16 protein-coding genes are annotated in these 17,416 nt (G+C 69.0%); 7 read left to right on the top strand and 9 right to left on the bottom strand.

Annotated features, from left to right (window positions below):
* Positions 1–11: 11 nt before the first annotated feature.
* The gene (locus EXE52_RS09625; protein WP_089307664.1) at positions 12–2,651 is read right to left on the bottom strand and encodes a heavy metal translocating P-type ATPase; all 2,640 of its coding nucleotides are present in this window, start codon (positions 2,649–2,651) and stop codon (positions 12–14) included.
* Between the two features lie 180 nt (positions 2,652–2,831).
* Between EXE52_RS09625 and EXE52_RS09620 the strand changes: the two genes are divergently transcribed.
* Together EXE52_RS09620 and EXE52_RS09615 are read left to right on the top strand one after the other, a co-directional pair.
* Positions 2,832–3,026: a cold-shock protein gene (locus EXE52_RS09620; protein WP_004045866.1), complete on the top strand. Its 195-nt coding sequence runs from the start codon at positions 2,832–2,834 to the stop codon at positions 3,024–3,026.
* Positions 3,027–3,200: 174 nt separating this feature from the next.
* On the top strand, positions 3,201–3,761 hold the full coding sequence (locus EXE52_RS09615) for a hypothetical protein (RefSeq protein ID WP_049929586.1): 561 nt from the start codon (positions 3,201–3,203) through the stop codon (positions 3,759–3,761).
* Positions 3,762–3,810: 49 nt separating this feature from the next.
* Here the strand turns inward: EXE52_RS09615 and EXE52_RS09610 are convergent, their stop codons facing one another.
* Positions 3,811–4,770 carry an oxidoreductase gene (locus tag EXE52_RS09610; protein ID WP_089307665.1) on the bottom strand — a complete coding sequence of 320 codons (960 nt, stop codon included), beginning with the start codon at positions 4,768–4,770 and terminating at the stop codon, positions 3,811–3,813.
* A gap of 92 nt (positions 4,771–4,862) precedes the next feature.
* Positions 4,863–5,933, bottom strand: a complete 1,071-nt coding sequence (locus tag EXE52_RS09605; protein WP_089307666.1) for a hypothetical protein — start codon at positions 5,931–5,933, stop codon at positions 4,863–4,865.
* Positions 5,934–6,188: 255 nt separating this feature from the next.
* Here EXE52_RS09605 and EXE52_RS09600 point away from each other — a divergent pair, with 255 nt between their 5' ends.
* Both EXE52_RS09600 and EXE52_RS09595 read left to right on the top strand, forming a co-directional pair.
* Positions 6,189–8,651: a DNA topoisomerase VI subunit B gene (locus EXE52_RS09600; RefSeq protein ID WP_086215802.1), complete on the top strand. Its 2,463-nt coding sequence runs from the start codon at positions 6,189–6,191 to the stop codon at positions 8,649–8,651.
* Entirely contained in the window at positions 8,651–9,736 is a 1,086-nt protein-coding gene (locus EXE52_RS09595; protein ID WP_049929589.1) for a DNA topoisomerase IV subunit A, read from the top strand. The genes EXE52_RS09600 and EXE52_RS09595 overlap by 1 nt, the downstream gene beginning before the upstream one ends.
* 32 nt (positions 9,737–9,768) lie before the next feature.
* Here EXE52_RS09595 and EXE52_RS09590 read toward each other — a convergent pair whose 3' ends face one another.
* Complete coding sequence (locus EXE52_RS09590) at positions 9,769–10,005, bottom strand: CDGSH iron-sulfur domain-containing protein (RefSeq protein ID WP_089307667.1); 237 nt, start codon at positions 10,003–10,005, stop codon at positions 9,769–9,771.
* Positions 10,006–10,112: 107 nt separating this feature from the next.
* Here EXE52_RS09590 and msrB point away from each other — a divergent pair, with 107 nt between their 5' ends.
* Entirely contained in the window at positions 10,113–10,523 is a 411-nt protein-coding gene (msrB, locus tag EXE52_RS09585; protein ID WP_049929592.1) for a peptide-methionine (R)-S-oxide reductase MsrB, read from the top strand.
* Between the two features lie 27 nt (positions 10,524–10,550).
* Here msrB and EXE52_RS09580 read toward each other — a convergent pair whose 3' ends face one another.
* The 4 genes from EXE52_RS09580 to EXE52_RS09565 form a co-directional block, all read right to left on the bottom strand.
* Positions 10,551–11,303: a sensor histidine kinase KdpD gene (locus EXE52_RS09580; RefSeq protein ID WP_089307668.1), complete on the bottom strand. Its 753-nt coding sequence runs from the start codon at positions 11,301–11,303 to the stop codon at positions 10,551–10,553.
* 68 nt (positions 11,304–11,371) lie between these two features.
* Positions 11,372–12,526 carry an acyl-CoA dehydrogenase family protein gene (locus EXE52_RS09575; protein ID WP_089307669.1) on the bottom strand — a complete coding sequence of 385 codons (1,155 nt, stop codon included), beginning with the start codon at positions 12,524–12,526 and terminating at the stop codon, positions 11,372–11,374.
* A 151-nt stretch (positions 12,527–12,677) separates the two neighbouring features.
* Positions 12,678–13,817: a pyridoxal phosphate-dependent aminotransferase gene (locus EXE52_RS09570; RefSeq protein ID WP_089307670.1), complete on the bottom strand. Its 1,140-nt coding sequence runs from the start codon at positions 13,815–13,817 to the stop codon at positions 12,678–12,680.
* On the bottom strand, positions 13,814–14,302 hold the full coding sequence (locus EXE52_RS09565) for an Lrp/AsnC family transcriptional regulator (protein WP_049929596.1): 489 nt from the start codon (positions 14,300–14,302) through the stop codon (positions 13,814–13,816). Before EXE52_RS09565 ends, EXE52_RS09570 begins: the two co-directional genes overlap by 4 nt.
* A 136-nt stretch (positions 14,303–14,438) precedes the next feature.
* Here EXE52_RS09565 and EXE52_RS09560 point away from each other — a divergent pair, with 136 nt between their 5' ends.
* Positions 14,439–15,305, top strand: coding sequence for an aldo/keto reductase (locus EXE52_RS09560; protein WP_049929597.1), 867 nt, complete (start codon positions 14,439–14,441; stop codon positions 15,303–15,305).
* Positions 15,306–15,336: 31 nt separating this feature from the next.
* On the opposite strand, the gene EXE52_RS09555 is transcribed toward EXE52_RS09560, so the two are convergent.
* Positions 15,337–16,743 (bottom strand): adenylosuccinate synthase, encoded by a 1,407-nt coding sequence (locus EXE52_RS09555; RefSeq protein ID WP_049929598.1) that lies wholly within the window; start codon positions 16,741–16,743, stop codon positions 15,337–15,339.
* Positions 16,744–17,047: 304 nt separating this feature from the next.
* Between EXE52_RS09555 and EXE52_RS09550 the strand changes: the two genes are divergently transcribed.
* The gene (locus EXE52_RS09550) at positions 17,048–17,353 is read left to right on the top strand and encodes a hypothetical protein (RefSeq protein WP_049929599.1); all 306 of its coding nucleotides are present in this window, start codon (positions 17,048–17,050) and stop codon (positions 17,351–17,353) included.
* Positions 17,354–17,416: the final 63 nt, after the last annotated feature.

Here is a 17,416-nt window from a genome sequence, read left to right as displayed (position 1 = left end):
GTCGGTGGCGTTCAGCGCCGCAGGAACCCGAGGAGCGCGTAGTCTCCGTCGGGATCGTACCGGCGGAAGGCGAGGCTGTTCGTCAGCACCGACACCGACGAGAACGCCATCGCCCCGGCCGCGAGGGCGGGCTGGAGCAGCCCGAGCGACGCGAGCGGGATCATCGCGGTGTTGTAGCCGAGCGCCCACACGAGGTTCTGTTTGATCTTCCGGAGCGTCGCGTCGGAGACGCGGATCGCCTTCACCACGTCGAGCGGGTCGTCGCGCATCAGCGTCACGTCGGCGGCCTCGATCGCCACGTCGGTCCCGGAGCCGATCGCGGTGCCGACGTACGCGACCGCCAGCGCGGGGGCGTCGTTGACGCCGTCGCCGACCATCATCGCCCGACGGCCGTCGCTCTGGATCGCCTCGACCGCGTCGGACTTGTCCTCGGGGAGGACGCCGGCGCGGACGTTCTCGGGGTCGATGTCGACCTGCTCTGCGACCGCGCGGGCCGTGCGCTCGTTGTCGCCCGTGATCATCATCACGTCGACCCCGCGCTCGCGGAGCTGGCTCACCGCGTCCTTTGCGCTCGGTTTCACCGTGTCCGCGTCGGCGACGACGCCGAGGAGCTCCCCGTCGTCCGCGCCGGCGGGGACCCGCGCGACGAGCATCGCCGTCTTCCCCTCGCGTTCGAGCCGCTCCATCGCGTCCGCCGCGGGCGAGGGGTCGATCCCGGCGTCGCGCAGCAGCTTCCGGTTGCCGACGAGTACCTCGTCGCCGTCGACGGTGGCTCTGACTCCGTGCCCCGGGACGTTCTCGAACGACTCGGGCTCGCCGAGGTCGAGGCCGCGCGCCTCGGCACCGTCGACGATCGCCCGGGCGAGGGGGTGTTCGCTGCCGCGTTCGGCGCTAGCGGCGAGCCGGAGGATCTCGTCTTCGGCCGTCGCCGTCGCGTCGTCCGTCGCCGCCGCGTCGCCGCGCTCGGCGACCGCGCCGCCGTCGGGGACCTCACCGGTCGCGACCACGTCGGTGAGCTCCATCTCGCCCGCCGTGAGCGTTCCCGTCTTGTCGAACACGACCGTGTCGACGTCTTTCGCGCGTTCGAGGACGTCGCCGCCCTTGAACAGGACGCCGTTCCGCGCCCCGATGGTGGTCCCGACCATCGTCGCGGCCGGGGTCGCGAGCCCGAGCGCGCAGGGACACGCGATGAGCACCGACGAGGCGAACACGACGACGGCGAACTCGAACACCGAGATGGTCCCGCCGGTCGAACCGGGTCCGCCCGCGACCTGCCCCCACAGCGGGAGCGAGTCGACGAAGCCCGCGAGCGCCTCGGGGAAGAGGAACCAGACGACGCCCCAGAACAGCGCGTTCGCGATGACCGCGGGCACGAAGTACGCGGAGATCCGGTCCGCGAGGTTCTGGATGTCGGGCTGGCGGGACTGCGCCTCCTTCACCGTCTGAACGATCTGCTGGAGCGCGGTGTCCGCGCCGACCTTCGTCGCCTCGACGACGAGGAGGCCGTTCTCGTTTATCGTCGAGCCGACGACCTCGTCGCCCTCGCCCTTCTCGACCGGGACGGACTCCCCGGTCACCATCGACTCGTCGACCGCGGACTGTCCCTCGACGACGACGCCGTCGGTCGGGATCTGCTCGCCGGGGCGGACCTTCATCCGGTCGCCGACCGCGACCTCGTCGATCGGGACCTCGCGCTCGGTCCCGTCCTCGTCGACGAGGGTCGCGGTGTCGGCCTCCATCTCCAGGAGCTTCCGCAGCGCGTCGCCGGCCTGTCCCTTCGAGCGGGCTTCGAGGTAGTTGCCGAGCGTGATGAAGACGAGGATCAGCGCCGCCGTGTCGAAGTAGACGCTCCCGGCGACCAGATCGAGGAGGACGGCGACGGAGTAAACGTACGCCGTCGACGACCCCAGCGCGATCAGCACGTCCATGTTGGCGCGGCCGTTCGTGACGAGCGCCTTGTACGAGTTCCTGTAGAACGGCCGCCCGAGCACCAGCTGGACCGGCGTCGCGAGCGCGAACTGGACCCAGCCGATCTCGACGCCGAGGACCCGCTCCGGGACGACGGCGCCCCCGAGGAGGAGCTTGTCGGCCATGAAGAACAGCAGCGGCGCGGCCAGCGCGGCGCCGAACAGCGTCAGCCGGAGCTGCTTTCTGATCTCCGCGTTCCGAGCCGCGTCGCGCGCGCTCTCGCCAGAGTCGCCGTCCTCCCCCTCGCCGTTCGAGTCCTCGTCCTCGCGGACCGGCGAGTAGCCCGCGTCCTCGACGGCGTCGTACAGCGCCGCCCGCGAGGTCTCGGCGGGGTTGTATCGGACCTGCGCCTCGTCCGTCGCGTAGTTCACGTCGGCGTCGACGACGCCGGGCACGGACTCGAGGGCGTCGCGGTTGGCGTCCGCGCAGTTCGCGCACGACATGTCGGTGATGGCGACGGTCGCCGTCTCCGAGACCGCCCCGTAGCCCGCGTCCTCGATCGCGTCGTAGATCGCCGCGAGCGACGTCGCCTCCGGGTCGTACTCGACGCTCGCCTCGTCGGTCGCGTAGTTCGCGTCCGCCCGCGAGACGCCGTCCAGCGACTCGACGGCGTCGCCGACCGCCGCCGAGCAGTTGGCGCAGCTCATCCCCGTGATGTCGAGGTGGGTCGTTCTGGCACTCATCTTGGGTACTACTACGGGATACTCCCTTAGTGCGTTTTCCCATTCGAAACCAAAGCCTGACAAGAGAGAAAATTTAGAATCCGAAGCTACCGGAGGGTTTCGCCCGAACTCGACCCTATTTCCTCCCCACGAACGCGGCACACAACACTTATCACCTCGTCGGGCGACAGTTGATCCGCGATGGCGACAGGCAAGGTCGACTTCTTCAACGACACCGGCGGCTACGGATTCATCGAGACTGACGACGCTGACGAGGACGTGTTCTTCCACATGGAAGACGTCGGCGGCCCGGACCTCGAGGAGGGACAGGAGGTAGAGTTCGAGATCGAGGAGGCGGACAAGGGTCCGCGCGCGACGAACCTCACTCGGCTGTAACTCGTCCGGCGGCATCCGCTACCGGCGAACTCGGACAGCTCTCGAAACGCGTTCCGTGTATATTACGCACCGCGAGCGACGGCGCCGTCGTTCGTCCGTCGGCCGACGCCCTCGCCGTCTCTCCCTCCCGCCGGCGGCGTCGCCGTTTTACTCGCCGAGCGACGAGCTTTCTACATGGAGGCCGACGACCCTAACAGCCACCTCGACGACCTCGACGCGTTCGTCGCCGAGAACCTCGACCGCTACGCCGAGACGCAGGGCGTCCTCCCGGAGCGGCTCGACGAGTTCGGCGAGCGGTACCGCTCGCAGGGGCACCTGACGCGGGACCAGCTGTACGAGATCGCCTACGAGTCGTCCACGCGGAGCGCGTACCACGTCGAGAAGAATCCCGAGGCGCGCTGCCGCGAGGTGACGCGCAACGCGCGCGCCGTCGACGGCGACTTCTCGTCGATCCACCTCATCACCGGCCTCGCCGGGTTCAAAGCGGCGACCGCGTCGTGCGTGGTGGCCGCGCTCGACGGCGATCGGCACGCCGTCGTCGACACGCGGGTCTGGGCGTCTCTGGAGCGGCTGGGTTACCTCGACGGGCGCAAGGAGTCGTTCGACGCCGCCGACTACGTGACGATGATCGAGCCGATCCGCGCGATCGCCGACGAGACGGGCTACCGGCCGGTCGACGTGGGCTACGCGCTGTTCGCGCACGACGCCCACGTCCGAGACGGGACGCTTCACTGAGGGACGGACCGAGCGAGCCGCGGCCGCGCGAGCGGCGCGCGAAAACCGCCTACACCGGGTACTCGACGCCGGTCGCCTCGGTCGAGTACTCCCAGAGCTTCCGGGCGTCGTCCCGGTCGTAGGAGGCGTCGTTCGACCGCCCGACGGTCGGGTGCCCGCGCATGTTCATCAGGCCGCCCGGCTCGACGTACGCCCCGCCGTCGACGTCGGCGGTGGCCGCGTACAGCATCGGCTCGACGCCGATATCGGCGTCCTGCCCGAGGACCGCGTTCGCGGCCTTCATGCCGACCTTCATCAGCGGGTTCCCGCTCTCCTCGGCGGTCCGCATCTGGAGGTTCGTGTCGGTGTAGCCGGGGTGGCAGGCGACGCTGCGGATCCCCGGGTCGCCGTCCTCGTCGCTCGCGGCGTCGAGCCGGCGCTGGAGCTCGTAGGCGAACAGCAGGTTCGAGAGCTTGCTGCGTCCGTACGCCTGCCACTTCCCGTACGACCGTTCCCAGTTGAGATCCGAGAAGTCCATCTCGCCCTGCTCGTGGGCCCCCGAGGACTGCGTGACGACGCGGGCGTCACCGCCGATCCCCTCGGCGGCGTCGAGGAGGTCGAACAGCCGTCCGGTGAGCGCGAAGTGGCCGAGGTGGTTGACGCCGAACTGCGTCTCGAAGCCGTCCTCGGTCTCGCTACGCGGGATCGCCATCACGCCGGCGTTGTTACAGAGCACGTCGACGGCGTCGTAGTCGTCTCGCAGGCCCTCGACGAACGCCTCCACCGAGTCGAGCGACGCGAGGTCGCACTCGCGGACGTCGAGGTCGCCGTCGAGGCCGCCCCTGGCGTCCGCCCGGGCCTCGTCGGCCGCCGCCTCGGCGCGCTCGACGCTCCGACACGCCATCACGACGGTCGCGCCCCTCGCGGCGAACTCCCGGGTCCCCTCGAACCCGAGCCCGCTGTTCGCCCCGGTGACGACCACCGTCTTCCCGTCCAACCGCGGCATCTCGTCGGCCGTCCATCCTGACATGGACGGAGGAAGGGGCGTCACGGGGAGAAACCTGTCGGCGGCCGAACCGTCGCCCGAGAGCGTCCCCGGGACGGGGCGGCGACGCTCCGAAATCAGGTCTCCTCGAACCCGCGCAACACGACGGCCACCGCGTCCGCGGACGGAACGTCGCGGACGGCGTACTCGGTCGGGTGCCGTCGGGCGTGCGGGTACGTGTCCGGCTGCGGGACCGCGTACGTCTCCCGCCCCTCGAAGCCCCTGAAGAAGTCCCGCGTGATCATCGGTTCGACGAACGCTAACCGCGGCGGCTCGCTCTCGTCGGGTGCGATGAACCCCTGGATGAGCGTATTCGCGAACGCGTCCGGGTCCCCCGGCTCGCCCGGGCCGTCCGGGAGTTCCGGCGCGTCCGCGGGAGCCGTGTGTTCGCCCATGTCGGTGATGTACCGCTGGTCGGCGACCGGCTCGGGCGACCGCGCGTACCCCTCGGGGAGCTGGTCGTAATCGAACCGCGTCTCCGTCACCTCGCCGTCGGGATCCGGCTGCGGACTGCCGGGCGCGTACTCCCCGTTCCCGGTGTCGTACGGCGGGAGTCGAGGTCCGTCGACGGCGTCGACGGTCGCCGGATCGAGCATGTGGAAGTGAATATCGAAGTGCGGCTTGAGCCACGCGCCCGCCCCGCCGAAGTGGCCGCCCGGATTCCAGTTGAGCCCGAGGAACGTGAACGGCGTCCGCTCCGCGGCTGGGAACGGGACGAAGAACTGGAGCGACTGCTTGAAGTGGACCTGCGTCGCCTGCCCGCCCGCGCGGTACTTGTCGGTCTCGGCCCGGTGGTTGGCCGCTTCGAGCTCGCCGGCGTTCGGGAGGCCCTCCAGCGCCGTCCGGTCGAACTCCACGCCGTGGTACTTCGGCTCGCCCGACGGGGTCTCGGTGGTGAACGTCCTGACCGAGCCGTTTCCGAGGTCGACGCTCCGGCCGTAGGTCGTGATCCCCTTCGGTGGGAACCCGCCCGCAGCGCGGACGCCGGCGCCGTTCCCACTTCTCGGTTCGCCGACGGCGGTCGACGTGCCCCAGACGAGGGCGGCGCCGGTCGCGGCCGCGCCTCGGAGTACCGCCCGTCGGTCCGGCTCCGGCGGTCGGGTCGTGGTTCGCGCTCGGTTCGCCTCGCCACTCGCGTCGTCTGTCATTTCAGTGCTCCCTCCCGGCACGAATGCTGGTCTGTGACACATCACCGTGCCGCATTGATCAATAAATTTAAATTATTTCAATGTAATGACCGGGCGGCCGACGGTATGACGGGATAGCGAGTTCAGACGCGTCCCGAGAACTGTCACGTGAGAGCGGCACACGCATCCGTCGGAGACGGCTTCTTCCGCGGGGATACACTTTCACCGCGCCGCCGGTGCGTTTTTAGGTGCCTCGGGGAAAGGAGTGAGTACCGAATGACGTCCTTCCAGTCGACGATCGGCGACGAGGAGGGGATCGCGGAGGAGCTGGCCGAGGGCCAGCGCGAGATCTCCATCGCCGAGTTCTTCGAGAAGAACAAACACATGCTCGGGTTCGACTCGGGCGCCCGGGGGCTCGTCACCGCTGTCAAGGAGGCGGTCGACAACGCCCTCGACGCGACCGAGGAGGCCGGCGTCCTCCCCGACATCTACATCGAGATCGAGGAGGTGGGCGACTACTACCGGCTCGTCATCGAGGACAACGGGCCTGGGATCACGAAAGAACAGCTTCCGAAGGTGTTCGGAAAGCTCCTGTACGGCAGCCGGTTCCACGCCCGCGAGCAGTCCCGCGGGCAGCAGGGGATCGGGATCTCGGCGGCCGTCCTGTACTCGCAGCTGACCTCGGGCCAGCCGGCGAAGATCACTTCGCGGCCGAAGGGCCAATCGCGGGCGCAGTACTTCGAGCTCATCATCGATACGGACACGAACGAGCCGGAGATCCAGGCCGACGAGGAGACGACGTGGGACCGCCCCCACGGGACCCGGATCGAGCTGGAGATGGAGGCGAACATGCGCGCCCGCCAGCAGCTCCACGACTACGTGAAACACACCGCGGTCGTCAACCCCCACGCACGGCTCGAACTGCGCGAGCCGGGGCTCGACGAGCCGATGAAGTTCGAGCGCGCCACCGACGAGCTGCCGGCGGAGACGGAGGAGATCCGTCCGCACCCCCACGGCGTCGAGCTCGGCACGCTGATCAAGATGCTGGAGGCGACCGAGTCGTACTCGGTCTCCGGGTTCCTCCAAGAGGAGTTCACACGGGTCGGCAAGAAGACCGCCGACAGCGTGATCGACAACTTCCGGGACGTGTACTACGGCCGCGAGCTGTCGTGGTCGCCGCCCCGAGCGCACGACGACCGCGATATCGCGAGCGCGGTCTCCGAGGCCGTCGCCAACAAGGGCGCGGAAGCGACGACCGCCTTCGCAGCGGGCGTCGCCGAGACGGTCGGGAACAACGACCGGATCACCCGGTCCGAGCTCGCCGACATCGTCGACAACGTCGCGGAGACGGTCGAGGACGACACCGGAAAGACGTTCGGCGGGACCGTCCGCGAGAACGCGGTCGACGCCGGGTGGCGGGCGGTCACCGGCCGCGGCGGCGCGGACGAGGAGGCCGCGGCGTCGAGCGGCGACGGCGGGGCCGACGACCCCGAGGAGTCCCCGCTCGTCCCCGACGTGTACGCGCTGGTCGACGAGGCCACGTCGACGCGGAAGGACGACGCCGCGGTTCAGGCGATGGCCGAGGCGCTCGCGCGCCGGTTCGAGAACCTCGACGGCGACGCGTTCCGGACCACCCGCGACGACCTCGAACGCCTCGTCGCGGACGCGGCGTCGTTCGTCGCCGAGCAGCACGACGCGACCTTCGGCGAGACCGCGCGCGAGAACGTCGTCGAGGCGTTCTGGTCGCGGGCGCGGACCGTGCCAGACGACCCGCCGAAGGTGAAGTCGATCGCGGGCGACCGCGACGCCGCGGCCGACCTCCTAGAGGCGATGCGGACGACGGACATCCTCGCGCCGCCGACCGGGTGTCTCGCACCGATCACGGCGGAGCTGGTCGAGGCCGGGCTACGGAAGGAGTACGACGCCGACTTCTACGCGGCGGCGACCCGCGACGCCGAGGTCCACGGCGGCGACCCGTTCATCGTCGAGGCCGGGATCGCGTACGGCGGCGAGATCCCCGCCGAGGGGTCGGTCGAGCTGCTCCGGTTCGCCAACCGCGTCCCGCTCGTCTACCAGCGGGGCGCCTGCGCGACGACGGACGTGATAAAACAGATCGGGTGGCGCAACTACGGGTTAGACCAGCCCGGGGGGTCGGGGATGCCGAACGGGCCGGCCGTCATCAGCATCCACGTCGCCTCCACGAACGTCCCGTTCACGAGTGAGTCAAAGGACGCGCTCGCGAACGTCCCCGAGATCGAAGACGAGATCGAGCTCGCGGTCCGGGAGGCCGCCCGCGAACTGAAGTCGTTCCTCAGTAAGCGGCGCTCGATGCAGCAGCGCCGGGAGAAACAGGACGTGCTCGGTCGCATCCTCCCGGAGATGGCCGACAAGGTCTCGGAGGTCACCGGCCGGCCGCGCCCCGACATCGACGGGGCCCTGGCGCGGATCATGAACAACGTCAGCGTCGAGCGCGAGGTGAACGGCGAGGCGGTGACGCTCACCGTTGAGAACCACTCGGACGTGAACGAGGAGCTGGAGATCACCGACATCGTCTCGGCGGAGCCGACCGACCTCTCCGACGGAACGGTGGTGGATATGGACGGCGAGTGGTTCGTCCAGTGGAAGCCCGAGGTCCCCTCGGGCGACGAGCGAGAACTGACGTACGCGGTCGACGGCGACCCCGAGTTCGAGGTCAGCGTCGGCGGCGTGGAGACCGAGAAACTCACGGTGAACGACTAATGACGACCGAAAGCGACGCACGAGACGAGCTGATCGACCTGGCCGCCGACTTCTACGACCAGTTCGCGGCGGGGTCGATTCCGGAGATGACGCTCCCCACGCGGACGAAGAGCAACATCGAGTACGACGAGGAGAGCGGCGTCTGGACCTACGGCGACCGCACCTCGACGCGAAGCGCGAACTCGGTGCGGGGCGCGCGCAAGCTGCTGAAAGCCGCCTACACGATCGAGTTCCTCGCGAACCAGCTCGACGACGATCGCTCGTCGACGCTGCGTGAGCTGTACTACCTGTCGGAGTCGTGGGACAACGACGAGGCGCAGTTCAACTCCCAGGACGAGTCGAACGACCTCGTGGAGGACTTAGAGATCGTCACGGGCGTCACCCGCGAGGACTTCCACATGCGCCCGGAGGAGTCTGGCGCGAAGGTGATGGGGCCGCTGCTCCTCCGCGAGCAGACCAACCGCGGTGAACGCGAGATCCACTGTCAGCTCGACGTGGGGCAGGGCGGCTACCAGATCCCGAACAACCCGGACACCATCGAGTTCCTCGACAACGACGCCGAGTTCGTCCTCTGCGTCGAGACCGGCGGGATGCGTGACCGGTTGGTCGAGAACGGGTTCGACGAGGCCCACGACGCCCTCGTGGTCCACCTCGGCGGCCAGCCCGCCCGCGCCACCCGCCGGCTCACGAAGCGCTTCCGCGACGAGCTGGACCTCCCGGTCGTGGTGTTTACCGACGGCGACCCGTGGTCCTACCGGATCTACGGCTCCGTCGCGTACGGCTCGATCAAGTCCGCACATCTCTCGAAGTACCTCGCGACGCCCGAGGCGCGGTTCATCGGGATCCAGCCCGAGGACATCGTCGAGTACGACCTCCCCTCCGACCCGCTATCCGACTCGGACATCAACGCCCTCGAATCCGAGCTGGAGGACCCGCGGTTCCAGACGGACTACTGGGAAGAGCAGATCGAGCTCCAGCTCGACATCGGCAAGAAGTCCGAACAGCAGTCCCTCGCGAGCCGCGGGCTCGACTTCGTCACCGACACCTACCTCCCCGAGCGGCTCGGGGAGATGGGCGTGATCTGACCGCCGGCGCCGTCGCGCTCGGCGGCCCGCCGCTACGCATCTTCGAACGCGATCCCGTCGACCTCGCGGCGCTCGCCGTCGGCGTCGTCGTCCTCGTACTTGTACACGACGCCGTCTTCCTCGTCGGCCGTGGCCCTATGCGAGCCGTCACAGAGCGGTTGCGAGTCGGAGAGCCCGCACCGACAGACGTAGATTAGGCCGTCGTCCCCCTTGTCGTCGTCGTCCAGTATCGTCGGCCCCCGCTCTTCGTGCGTGACTTCGCGTGCCATGGGCGCGAATCGGACCGCCGGGTGGATACCGTTTGGGGCCGCGGGCCGCAACTTCTCCGCGGCTCGCCCGTCGCAACCCCCTTGCCCGTGGGGCGCGTATCGGGGGTATGAGCGAGACAGACGAGCGCGACCCGGCGGAGCTGACCGACGACGAGTGGCGCGAGCGACTCTCCGACGAGGAGTACCGCGTGCTGCGCGAGAGCGGCACGGAGGCGAAGTTCTCCGGCGAGTACGTCGACCACCACCCCGACGACGGGGAGTACAAGTGTCGCGCCTGCGGCACGGTCCTGTTCGAGGCCGAGACGAAGTACGAGTCCGGCTGCGGCTGGCCCGCCTTCTACGCCGCCGAGGAGGAGTCGGTGACGACGACGGTGGACACCAGCCACGGGATGCGCCGCACCGAGGTCCGGTGCGCGAACTGCGACTCGCACCTCGGGCACGTGTTCGACGACGGCCCGGAGCCCACGGGGAAGCGGTTCTGTATCAACTCGGTCGCGATGGAGTACGACGACGAGTGAGCCGCCGCGACACGGCGCGTCGCGGGGTCACTCCGAGCAGAGCGGAAGCCTGACGACGAAGACAGCGCCCCTCGGCTCGTTGTCCTCGACCCACACGCCCCCGCCGTAAATCTCGACGAGCGAGCGGACGAGGTACAGCCCGATCCCCGCGCCCGGGCTGTCGAGGCCCTTCTCCCCCTTCCCGAATATCTCGTCGCGCTGGCCTTCGGGGATCCCCGGCCCGTTGTCGGCGACGCGGACCTCGGCGACGCCCTCGCCCTCGTCGACGGTCGCCGACACCGTCACCTTCGGCGGGGTCTCGTCGTTGTGCTGGACCGCGTTCCGCAGGAGGTTCCGGAACACCGAGCTCAACATCTCGTCGCCGACGACCTCGACCTCCGGGTACGAGCCCTCCACCGTGAAGACGGCCTCTGAGTACGCGGACCGCACCTCCTCGACCTGCTGTGAGAGGACCCGGTCGAGCGCGACGCGGCTCGGCTCGGCGTCCTCGCGGAGCATCACTTCGGCGAGGTCGCGGACCGTCGTGGTGAGCGAGACGGCGCTCTGCGTGTTCCGCTTGATCACGTCGAGGTACTCCCGCCCCTCCTCGTCGACGTGGTCGTCGAGCAGTTCGGCGTACGCCCCGACGAGCTGGAGGTCGTTGCGGATGTCGTGGCGCATCACCTGGTTCAGCAGCTGTAGATCGTCGCGCTGTCGCTTGAGGCGCTCTTCCGGGTCCGCCCTGTCGCCGCCCTCGAAGCGCGCGTCGTTACCCTCTCCGAGGGCCTCCTCCTCGTTCATACCGACGATATAGGCCTACCGGGGGTTTTAGATGTCGGTCGCGGGCGACCGGCGGTCCGTCGCCGCCCTCACATCCCCTCGTCGAGCAGTTCGCGGGCGACGATGTTCTTCTGGATCTCGGTCGTCCCCTCGTAGATCTGCGTGATCTTCGCGTCGCGGTAGAGTCGCTCGACGTCGTGGTCGTTGACGAAGCCGGCGCCGCCGTGGATCTGGACCGCCTCGTCGGCGACCTCGACCGCGGTCCGGGAGGCGAACTCCTTGGCCATCGACGCGAGCGCGGTCAGGTCGCCGGCCTCGTTGTCGACCGCCCACGCGGAGCGGTAGGTGAGCCAGCGGGCGGCCTCGGTGTTCGTGTGCATCTCCGCGAGCTTGTGTTTGATCGCCTGGAAGTCGGAGATGGAGCGGCCGAACTGCTCGCGCTCCTCGGCGTACTCCAGCGCGCGCTCGGCCGCGCCGCGGGCGATGCCGACGCCCTGCGCGGCGACCGCGGTCCGCGTCTCGTCGAAGAACTGCATGAGCTGGAGGAATCCCATCCCGCGCTGGCCGATCAGGTTCTCCTCGGGCACCCGCACGTCGTCGAAGCGGAGCTCCGCGGTGTCGCTCGCGCGGATGCCGAGCTTCCCGGTTATCTTGTCGCAGGTGAGCCCGTCGCGGTCGCCCTCGACGAGGATCTGCGAGTAGCCCGAGTAGCGGTCGTCGATATCGGGGTCCGTCTCGCAGACGACGACGAAGTAGTCCGCGACGGTGCCGTTCGTGATCCACATCTTCGACCCGTTTATGACCCACTCGTCACCGTCCTTCTCCGCCCGCGTCGCCACGCTCGTCACGTCCGAGCCGGCCTGCGGCTCGGAGATGGCCGACCCCATCACCGCGTCGCCCGCGGTCACTTCGGGGAGGACACGCTCCTTCTGTTCCTCGGTGCCGAACTCCATCAGCGCCTCGGCGCCGAACCCGGCGCTCGAGATACAGAGCCCGATCCCGGGGTCGGCCGCGAACAGCTCCTCGGTGAGGATGGCGTTCTCCAGCGAGGAGTAGCCGATCCCGCCGTACTCGACCGGGACGTGCGGCGCGAGCAGTCCCATGTCGGCGGCCTTGTCCATCACCTCGTGGGGGTACGCCTCGTCGACGTCGTACTCGGTCGCGACCGGTCGGATCTCCTCGTCGGCGAACTTCCGTACCTCCTCGCGCAGCTGCTTCTGTTCGTCGGTTAGCTGGAACTCCATGGCTCGAACATCAGGATCGAGCGTGATAATCTTTGGCGAACGGCAATAAATTTGGAAGTAGTTGTTCGTTTACGCGCCCGAGTGTGCCACCAGCGCGTCAGGCGCCCCGCGACGGCCGTATCGCGACGGGGACTGCGCCGCGACCGCGGCCTCAGCGTCCTTCGACGAATGCCGCGATCCGGTCGGTCGCCTCCTTCAGCTCGCGCATCGAGGTCGCGTACGACACCCGGAGGTGCCCTTCTCCGCCCTCGCCGAAGACCGACCCCGGGACGACGGCGACGCCCTGCGCCTCCAGCAGCTCCTCGGCGAACGCCTCGTCGTCCCCGCCGCACTCGGGGAACGCGTAGAAGGCGCCGCCCGGCTCGAAGGTGTCGAGGCCCATCTCGTTGAACCGGGAGACGACCAGCCGCCGGCGGCGGTTGTACTCCTCGACCATCTCCGACACTTCGTCGTCGCAGCGGTCGAGCGCCTCGATCGCCGCGTACTGCGGCGTCGTCGGCGCCGACAGCATCGTGTACTGGTGGATCCGGTTCATCGCGTCGATCGCGTCGGTCGGCCCCAGCGCGTACCCCAGCCGCAGTCCGGTCATCGCGTACGCCTTCGAGAAGCCGTTGACGACGACCGTGCGCTCGCGCATCCCCGGCTGGGTCGCGATCGAGGCGTGGTCGCCCCCGTACGTGAGCGCGGCGTATATCTCGTCGGCCACCACGCGGAGCTCGTTGTCGCGGCAGAACGCCGCGACCTCCGCGAGTTGCTCGTCGGTCATCGTCGCGCCCGTGGGATTGTTCGGGTAACACAGCACGAGCAGGTCAGCGTCGGCCGCGCCCGCGGCCTCCAGCGACTCCCGGGTGAGCGCGAAATCGTCCGCGGCGCGCGTGGGGACCGTCAGCCGCTCGCCGCCTGCCAGTTCGATCCCCGGTCCGTAGGAGATGTACGTCGGCTCGTGGACCGCCACGGTGTCGCCGGGGTCGACGAGCGCGCGGAAGGCGAGGTCGACCGCCTCGCTCGCGCCGGTGGTGACCAGGACCTCTTCGGACGGGTCGTACGACTGGTCGTAGCGCTCGTGGTGCGCGGCGACACGCTCGCGGAGCGCGGCCATCCCGCGGTTCGCGGTGTAGGACGTTTTCCCGCGTTCGAGCGAGTCGATCGCGGCGGTGCGGGCGGCCCACGGCGCCGAGAAGTCGGGCTCGCCGACCCCCAGCGAGATCACGTCGTCGCGCGCCTCAGCGAGCTCGAAGAACTTCCGGATCCCCGACTCCGGGAGGGTGCGCGCGCGGTCCGAGATCCTCATGGCGACACGGAGAGGCGGTCGTCGTCGTCCCCGTCCTCGAACCGGATCCCGCCGTCCTTGTACGTCTCCATGATGTAGTGGGTCACGGTCTGGGTGACCGCCGGCATCGGCGCGACCTGCTCGGAGATGAACTCGGAGACGTCCTGCATGTTCTCGCCGAGCACCTCGACGGCGAAGTCGTAGTCGCCCGAGACCAGGTGTAAGGCGTCGACGGCGGGGAACTTCGCGATCCGGTCCGCGACCTGCTCGTACCCCGTCTCGCGGTCGAGTTCCACGTTGATCTCGACGACGGCGCGGATCTTCCCCTCCTCGACGCGGTCCCAGTCGACCACGGCTTGGTAGCCGTGGACGACGCCGTCGCCCTCCAGCGCGTCGATCGCGTCAGCTACCGCCGCCGCGTCGAGGCCCGTCTGGGCCGCGATGTCGTCGATGTCCTCGCGGGCGTTCCGCGCCAACACGTCGAGTACCTCGCGCTCGGCGTCCATACCCTACGATTACTCGGGGGCGGTTTATGAGTAGCGACGGGCGCAAGACGGGCGGCGGCGCGCCGCGCCGCGCCCGTTCGTCGCGTCCCCTTCCGCCACCCCTACCGCTTTCAGCGTGGCGCGAGACGGACGGACCATGGCTTCCGACACCAGCGGCGGACGCGACACGTTCGACATCGGCGGGGCGTTCACGGTCGACCGACTCGGTTTCGGCGCGATGCGGGTCACCGGCGAGGACGTCATCGGCCGGCCCGCCGACGAGGAAGACGCGAGGGACGTGCTCCGGCGGGCAGTGGACCTCGGCGTCGACTTCGTCGACACCGCGGACTCCTACGGCCCGGGCGTCTCCGAGCGGCTCATCCGCGAGGCGATCGGCGATCCCGACGACGTGGTGATCGCCTCGAAGGCCGGGCTGCTCCGCAACCGCGAGGGCGACTGGCTCCCCCACGGCGACCCGGACTTCCTCAAGAACCAGGTCCTGTGTAGCCTCGACCGCCTCGGCACCGACACGATCGACCTCTACCAGTTCCACCGCCCGGACCCGGACACCGACTTCGCGGAGTCGGTCCACGCGTTCGCGGAGATGAAAGACGCCGGGCAGATCGCGCACGTCGGGCTCTCCAACGTCACCGTCGAGCAGCTGGAGACCGCGACGGACATCGTCGACATCGCGACCGTCCAGAACCGGTACAACGTCGGCCACCGCGACGACGAGGCCGTGCTGCGCGCTTGCGAGGGCCGCGGCGTGGGCTTCATCCCGTGGGGCCCGATGTACGCGGTCGACGACGACGAGTCCGCCGACGCGCTCGACGAGGTCGCGGCGCGACGCGACGCCACGCCGCGGCAGGTCGCGCTCGCGTGGCTCCTCGACCACTCCGACGTGACGCTCCCGATCCCGGGCACGTCGAGCGTCGACCACCTCGAATCCAACCTCGCGGCCGCGGACCTGTCGCTGACGGCGGAAGACATGGCCGCGCTGAACGCGATAGATCCGCGGGAATAGGCCCGAAATCCGACGGTAGACGGGCGAGTTCCTATTCGTCGAACGGGTTCGTCAGTTCGACCGTCTCCTCGCGGTCGGGGCCGACGCCGACGGCGTAGACCGGCGTGTCGATCTCGTCGGCGACGAACTCCAGGTAGTCGCGGGCCGCCTCGGGGAGCGCGTCGTAGCCCGCCTCGGCGACCGCCGAGGAGTCGAACGGCGCCCACGTGTCGAGCGTCTCGTATACCGGCTCGCAGCGCTCCCACCGGTCGGTCGTGGTGGGGACGGTGTCGAGCGTCTCTCCGTCGAGCTCGTAGCCGGTACACACCTTCAGCTCGTCGAGCCCGGCGAGCACGTCGACGTGGTTGACCGCGACCCCGGTGAACCCGGAGACGCGCGCGGCGTGACGGAGCATCGGCAGGTCGAGCCAGCCGATCCGGCGTGGGCGGCCGGTGACCGTGCCGAACTCGCCGCCCTTCTCGCGGATCTCGTCGGCGAGCGCCTCCTCGTCGGCGTCGCCGTCGAGTTCGGTCGGGAGCGGCCCCTCGCCGACGCGCGAGAGGTACGCCTTCACGATGCCCACGACCTCGCCGTCGCCGACCGTCGTGACGCCGAGCCCGGAGCCGACGGCCGCGCCGCCCGCGGTCGGGTTCGACGAGGTGACGAACGGGTAGTTCCCGTGGTCGACGTCGATGTGCGTCCCCTGCGCGCCCTCGAAGAGGATCTCGTCGCCCGCCTCGTGACGGCGGTGAAGGTAGTCGGAACAGTTGACGGTCATCCCCTCGTCGGCGAGGCGCTCGCCGATCGCGGCGAACTCCTCGTGGAGGGCGTCGACGTCGAAGGCGGCCGCGCGGTCGTCATCGCTGTCGTCGTCGCCGGACTGCGTCCGGCTGCCAGAGGCGCGTTGCGCCTCGCTGTCGAGGTCGAGCCCGTACACGTCCTCGACGAGCGCGCGCTTCTGCGGGACCGCGTACTCGAGCTTCTCGCGAAGGGTCTCGGGGTCGAGCAGGTCCGCGACCCGGATCCCGCGGCGGCCGGCCTTATCCTCGTAGGTGGGGCCGATACCGCGACCGGTCGTGCCGACCGCGTCGCCGGCGTCGTCGTCGGCTTTTACCTCCTCCTCGATCCCGTCCAGCACGCGGTGGTACGGCATGATCACGTGCGCCCGGCGGGCGACGCGCACGTCGGGGTCGAGCCCCTGCTCGCGCAGGTTGTCGATCTCGGCGAACAGCGTCTTCGGGTTGACGACGCAGCCGTTGCCGAGGATACCGACGGTCCCCCGGACCGCGCCGCTGGGAACCAACGAGAGTTTGTACTCCGCGCCGCCTTCGACGACGGTGTGGCCGGCGTTGTCGCCGCCCTGATAACGGACTACGACGTCCGCGTCCCCTCCCCACCGGTCGACGAGCGCGCCTTTGCCCTCGTCGCCGAGTTGGGAGCCGACGATGGTGAGTGTCATACGACCTGCCGATTCCCGGCGGGGGGTAAAACCGATTACGGTCTGTGACTGCGACATAACCACGAATGAGGATCACTGAATAAACGGCTCACAGGAAATAGGCTCGTTCGTGTATCTTCCCAGTTTCCGGACCTGTACTCACTCTCGCGGTCTCCGTCGCGATCGGTCGCGCCGCGTCCGAGCCGCGCGCTGCGCCGCAATCGAACACGTTAATTACTGCCACGTCAAAGGGTGCGATCTGACAGGGTGACCGCGGTCGCCGACAGCAACTTTTAAACGGGGGCATGACAAGTTAACATGTGCCATGATAGATCGACTAGAGAAAGAGGTAGACATGCTGGAACGTCACCTCCAAGTCCTGCGGATGGTCATCGAGAACGAGCCGATCGGCATCGTGAAGATGTCGAACGAGACTGGGTACCCGCACCACAAGGTCCGATACTCGCTGCGCGTCCTCGAAGAGGAGAACCTCATCGAGCCGTCTAGCCAGGGAGCGATCACCACGGAGCGGACCCACGAGTTCGTCGACGAACTCGACGAGAAGCTCGACGAGACCGTTGATAAGCTGGGGTCGATGCGGATCGACGACGCCGCGGAACTCCAGAACTGACTGCGATTCCGATTTGGCCCGCCGACGTAGGTGCCGCGTTTTCTCTCTCAGCCCGCGCTCGCG

The organism is Halorubrum sp. CGM4_25_10-8A, assembly GCF_005435025.1.
In the GTDB taxonomy this organism is placed as follows: Archaea; Halobacteriota; Halobacteria; order Halobacteriales; family Haloferacaceae; genus Halorubrum; species Halorubrum ezzemoulense.
Note: the sequence above shows the minus strand (reverse complement) of the source record. Positions and strands in the feature narration are given on the sequence as shown.

What these genes read in the sequence shown, in the direction of transcription:
- msrB (WP_049929592.1), top strand. Translation starts at nt 10,113, where the DNA reads ATGAGCGAGACAGACGAGCGCGACCCGGCGGAGCTGACCGACGACGAG.
- EXE52_RS09625 (WP_089307664.1), bottom strand. Translation starts at nt 2,651, where the DNA reads ATGAGTGCCAGAACGACCCACCTCGACATCACGGGGATGAGCTGCGCC.
- EXE52_RS09560 (WP_049929597.1), top strand. Translation starts at nt 14,439, where the DNA reads ATGGCTTCCGACACCAGCGGCGGACGCGACACGTTCGACATCGGCGGG.
- EXE52_RS09615 (WP_049929586.1), top strand. Translation starts at nt 3,201, where the DNA reads ATGGAGGCCGACGACCCTAACAGCCACCTCGACGACCTCGACGCGTTC.
- EXE52_RS09555 (WP_049929598.1), bottom strand. Translation starts at nt 16,743, where the DNA reads ATGACACTCACCATCGTCGGCTCCCAACTCGGCGACGAGGGCAAAGGC.
- EXE52_RS09600 (WP_086215802.1), top strand. Translation starts at nt 6,189, where the DNA reads ATGACGTCCTTCCAGTCGACGATCGGCGACGAGGAGGGGATCGCGGAG.
- EXE52_RS09590 (WP_089307667.1), bottom strand. Translation starts at nt 10,005, where the DNA reads ATGGCACGCGAAGTCACGCACGAAGAGCGGGGGCCGACGATACTGGAC.
- EXE52_RS09580 (WP_089307668.1), bottom strand. Translation starts at nt 11,303, where the DNA reads ATGAACGAGGAGGAGGCCCTCGGAGAGGGTAACGACGCGCGCTTCGAG.
- EXE52_RS09620 (WP_004045866.1), top strand. Translation starts at nt 2,832, where the DNA reads ATGGCGACAGGCAAGGTCGACTTCTTCAACGACACCGGCGGCTACGGA.
- EXE52_RS09595 (WP_049929589.1), top strand. Translation starts at nt 8,651, where the DNA reads ATGACGACCGAAAGCGACGCACGAGACGAGCTGATCGACCTGGCCGCC.
- EXE52_RS09550 (WP_049929599.1), top strand. Translation starts at nt 17,048, where the DNA reads ATGATAGATCGACTAGAGAAAGAGGTAGACATGCTGGAACGTCACCTC.
- EXE52_RS09570 (WP_089307670.1), bottom strand. Translation starts at nt 13,817, where the DNA reads ATGAGGATCTCGGACCGCGCGCGCACCCTCCCGGAGTCGGGGATCCGG.
- EXE52_RS09565 (WP_049929596.1), bottom strand. Translation starts at nt 14,302, where the DNA reads ATGGACGCCGAGCGCGAGGTACTCGACGTGTTGGCGCGGAACGCCCGC.
- EXE52_RS09605 (WP_089307666.1), bottom strand. Translation starts at nt 5,933, where the DNA reads ATGACAGACGACGCGAGTGGCGAGGCGAACCGAGCGCGAACCACGACC.
- EXE52_RS09610 (WP_089307665.1), bottom strand. Translation starts at nt 4,770, where the DNA reads ATGTCAGGATGGACGGCCGACGAGATGCCGCGGTTGGACGGGAAGACG.
- EXE52_RS09575 (WP_089307669.1), bottom strand. Translation starts at nt 12,526, where the DNA reads ATGGAGTTCCAGCTAACCGACGAACAGAAGCAGCTGCGCGAGGAGGTA.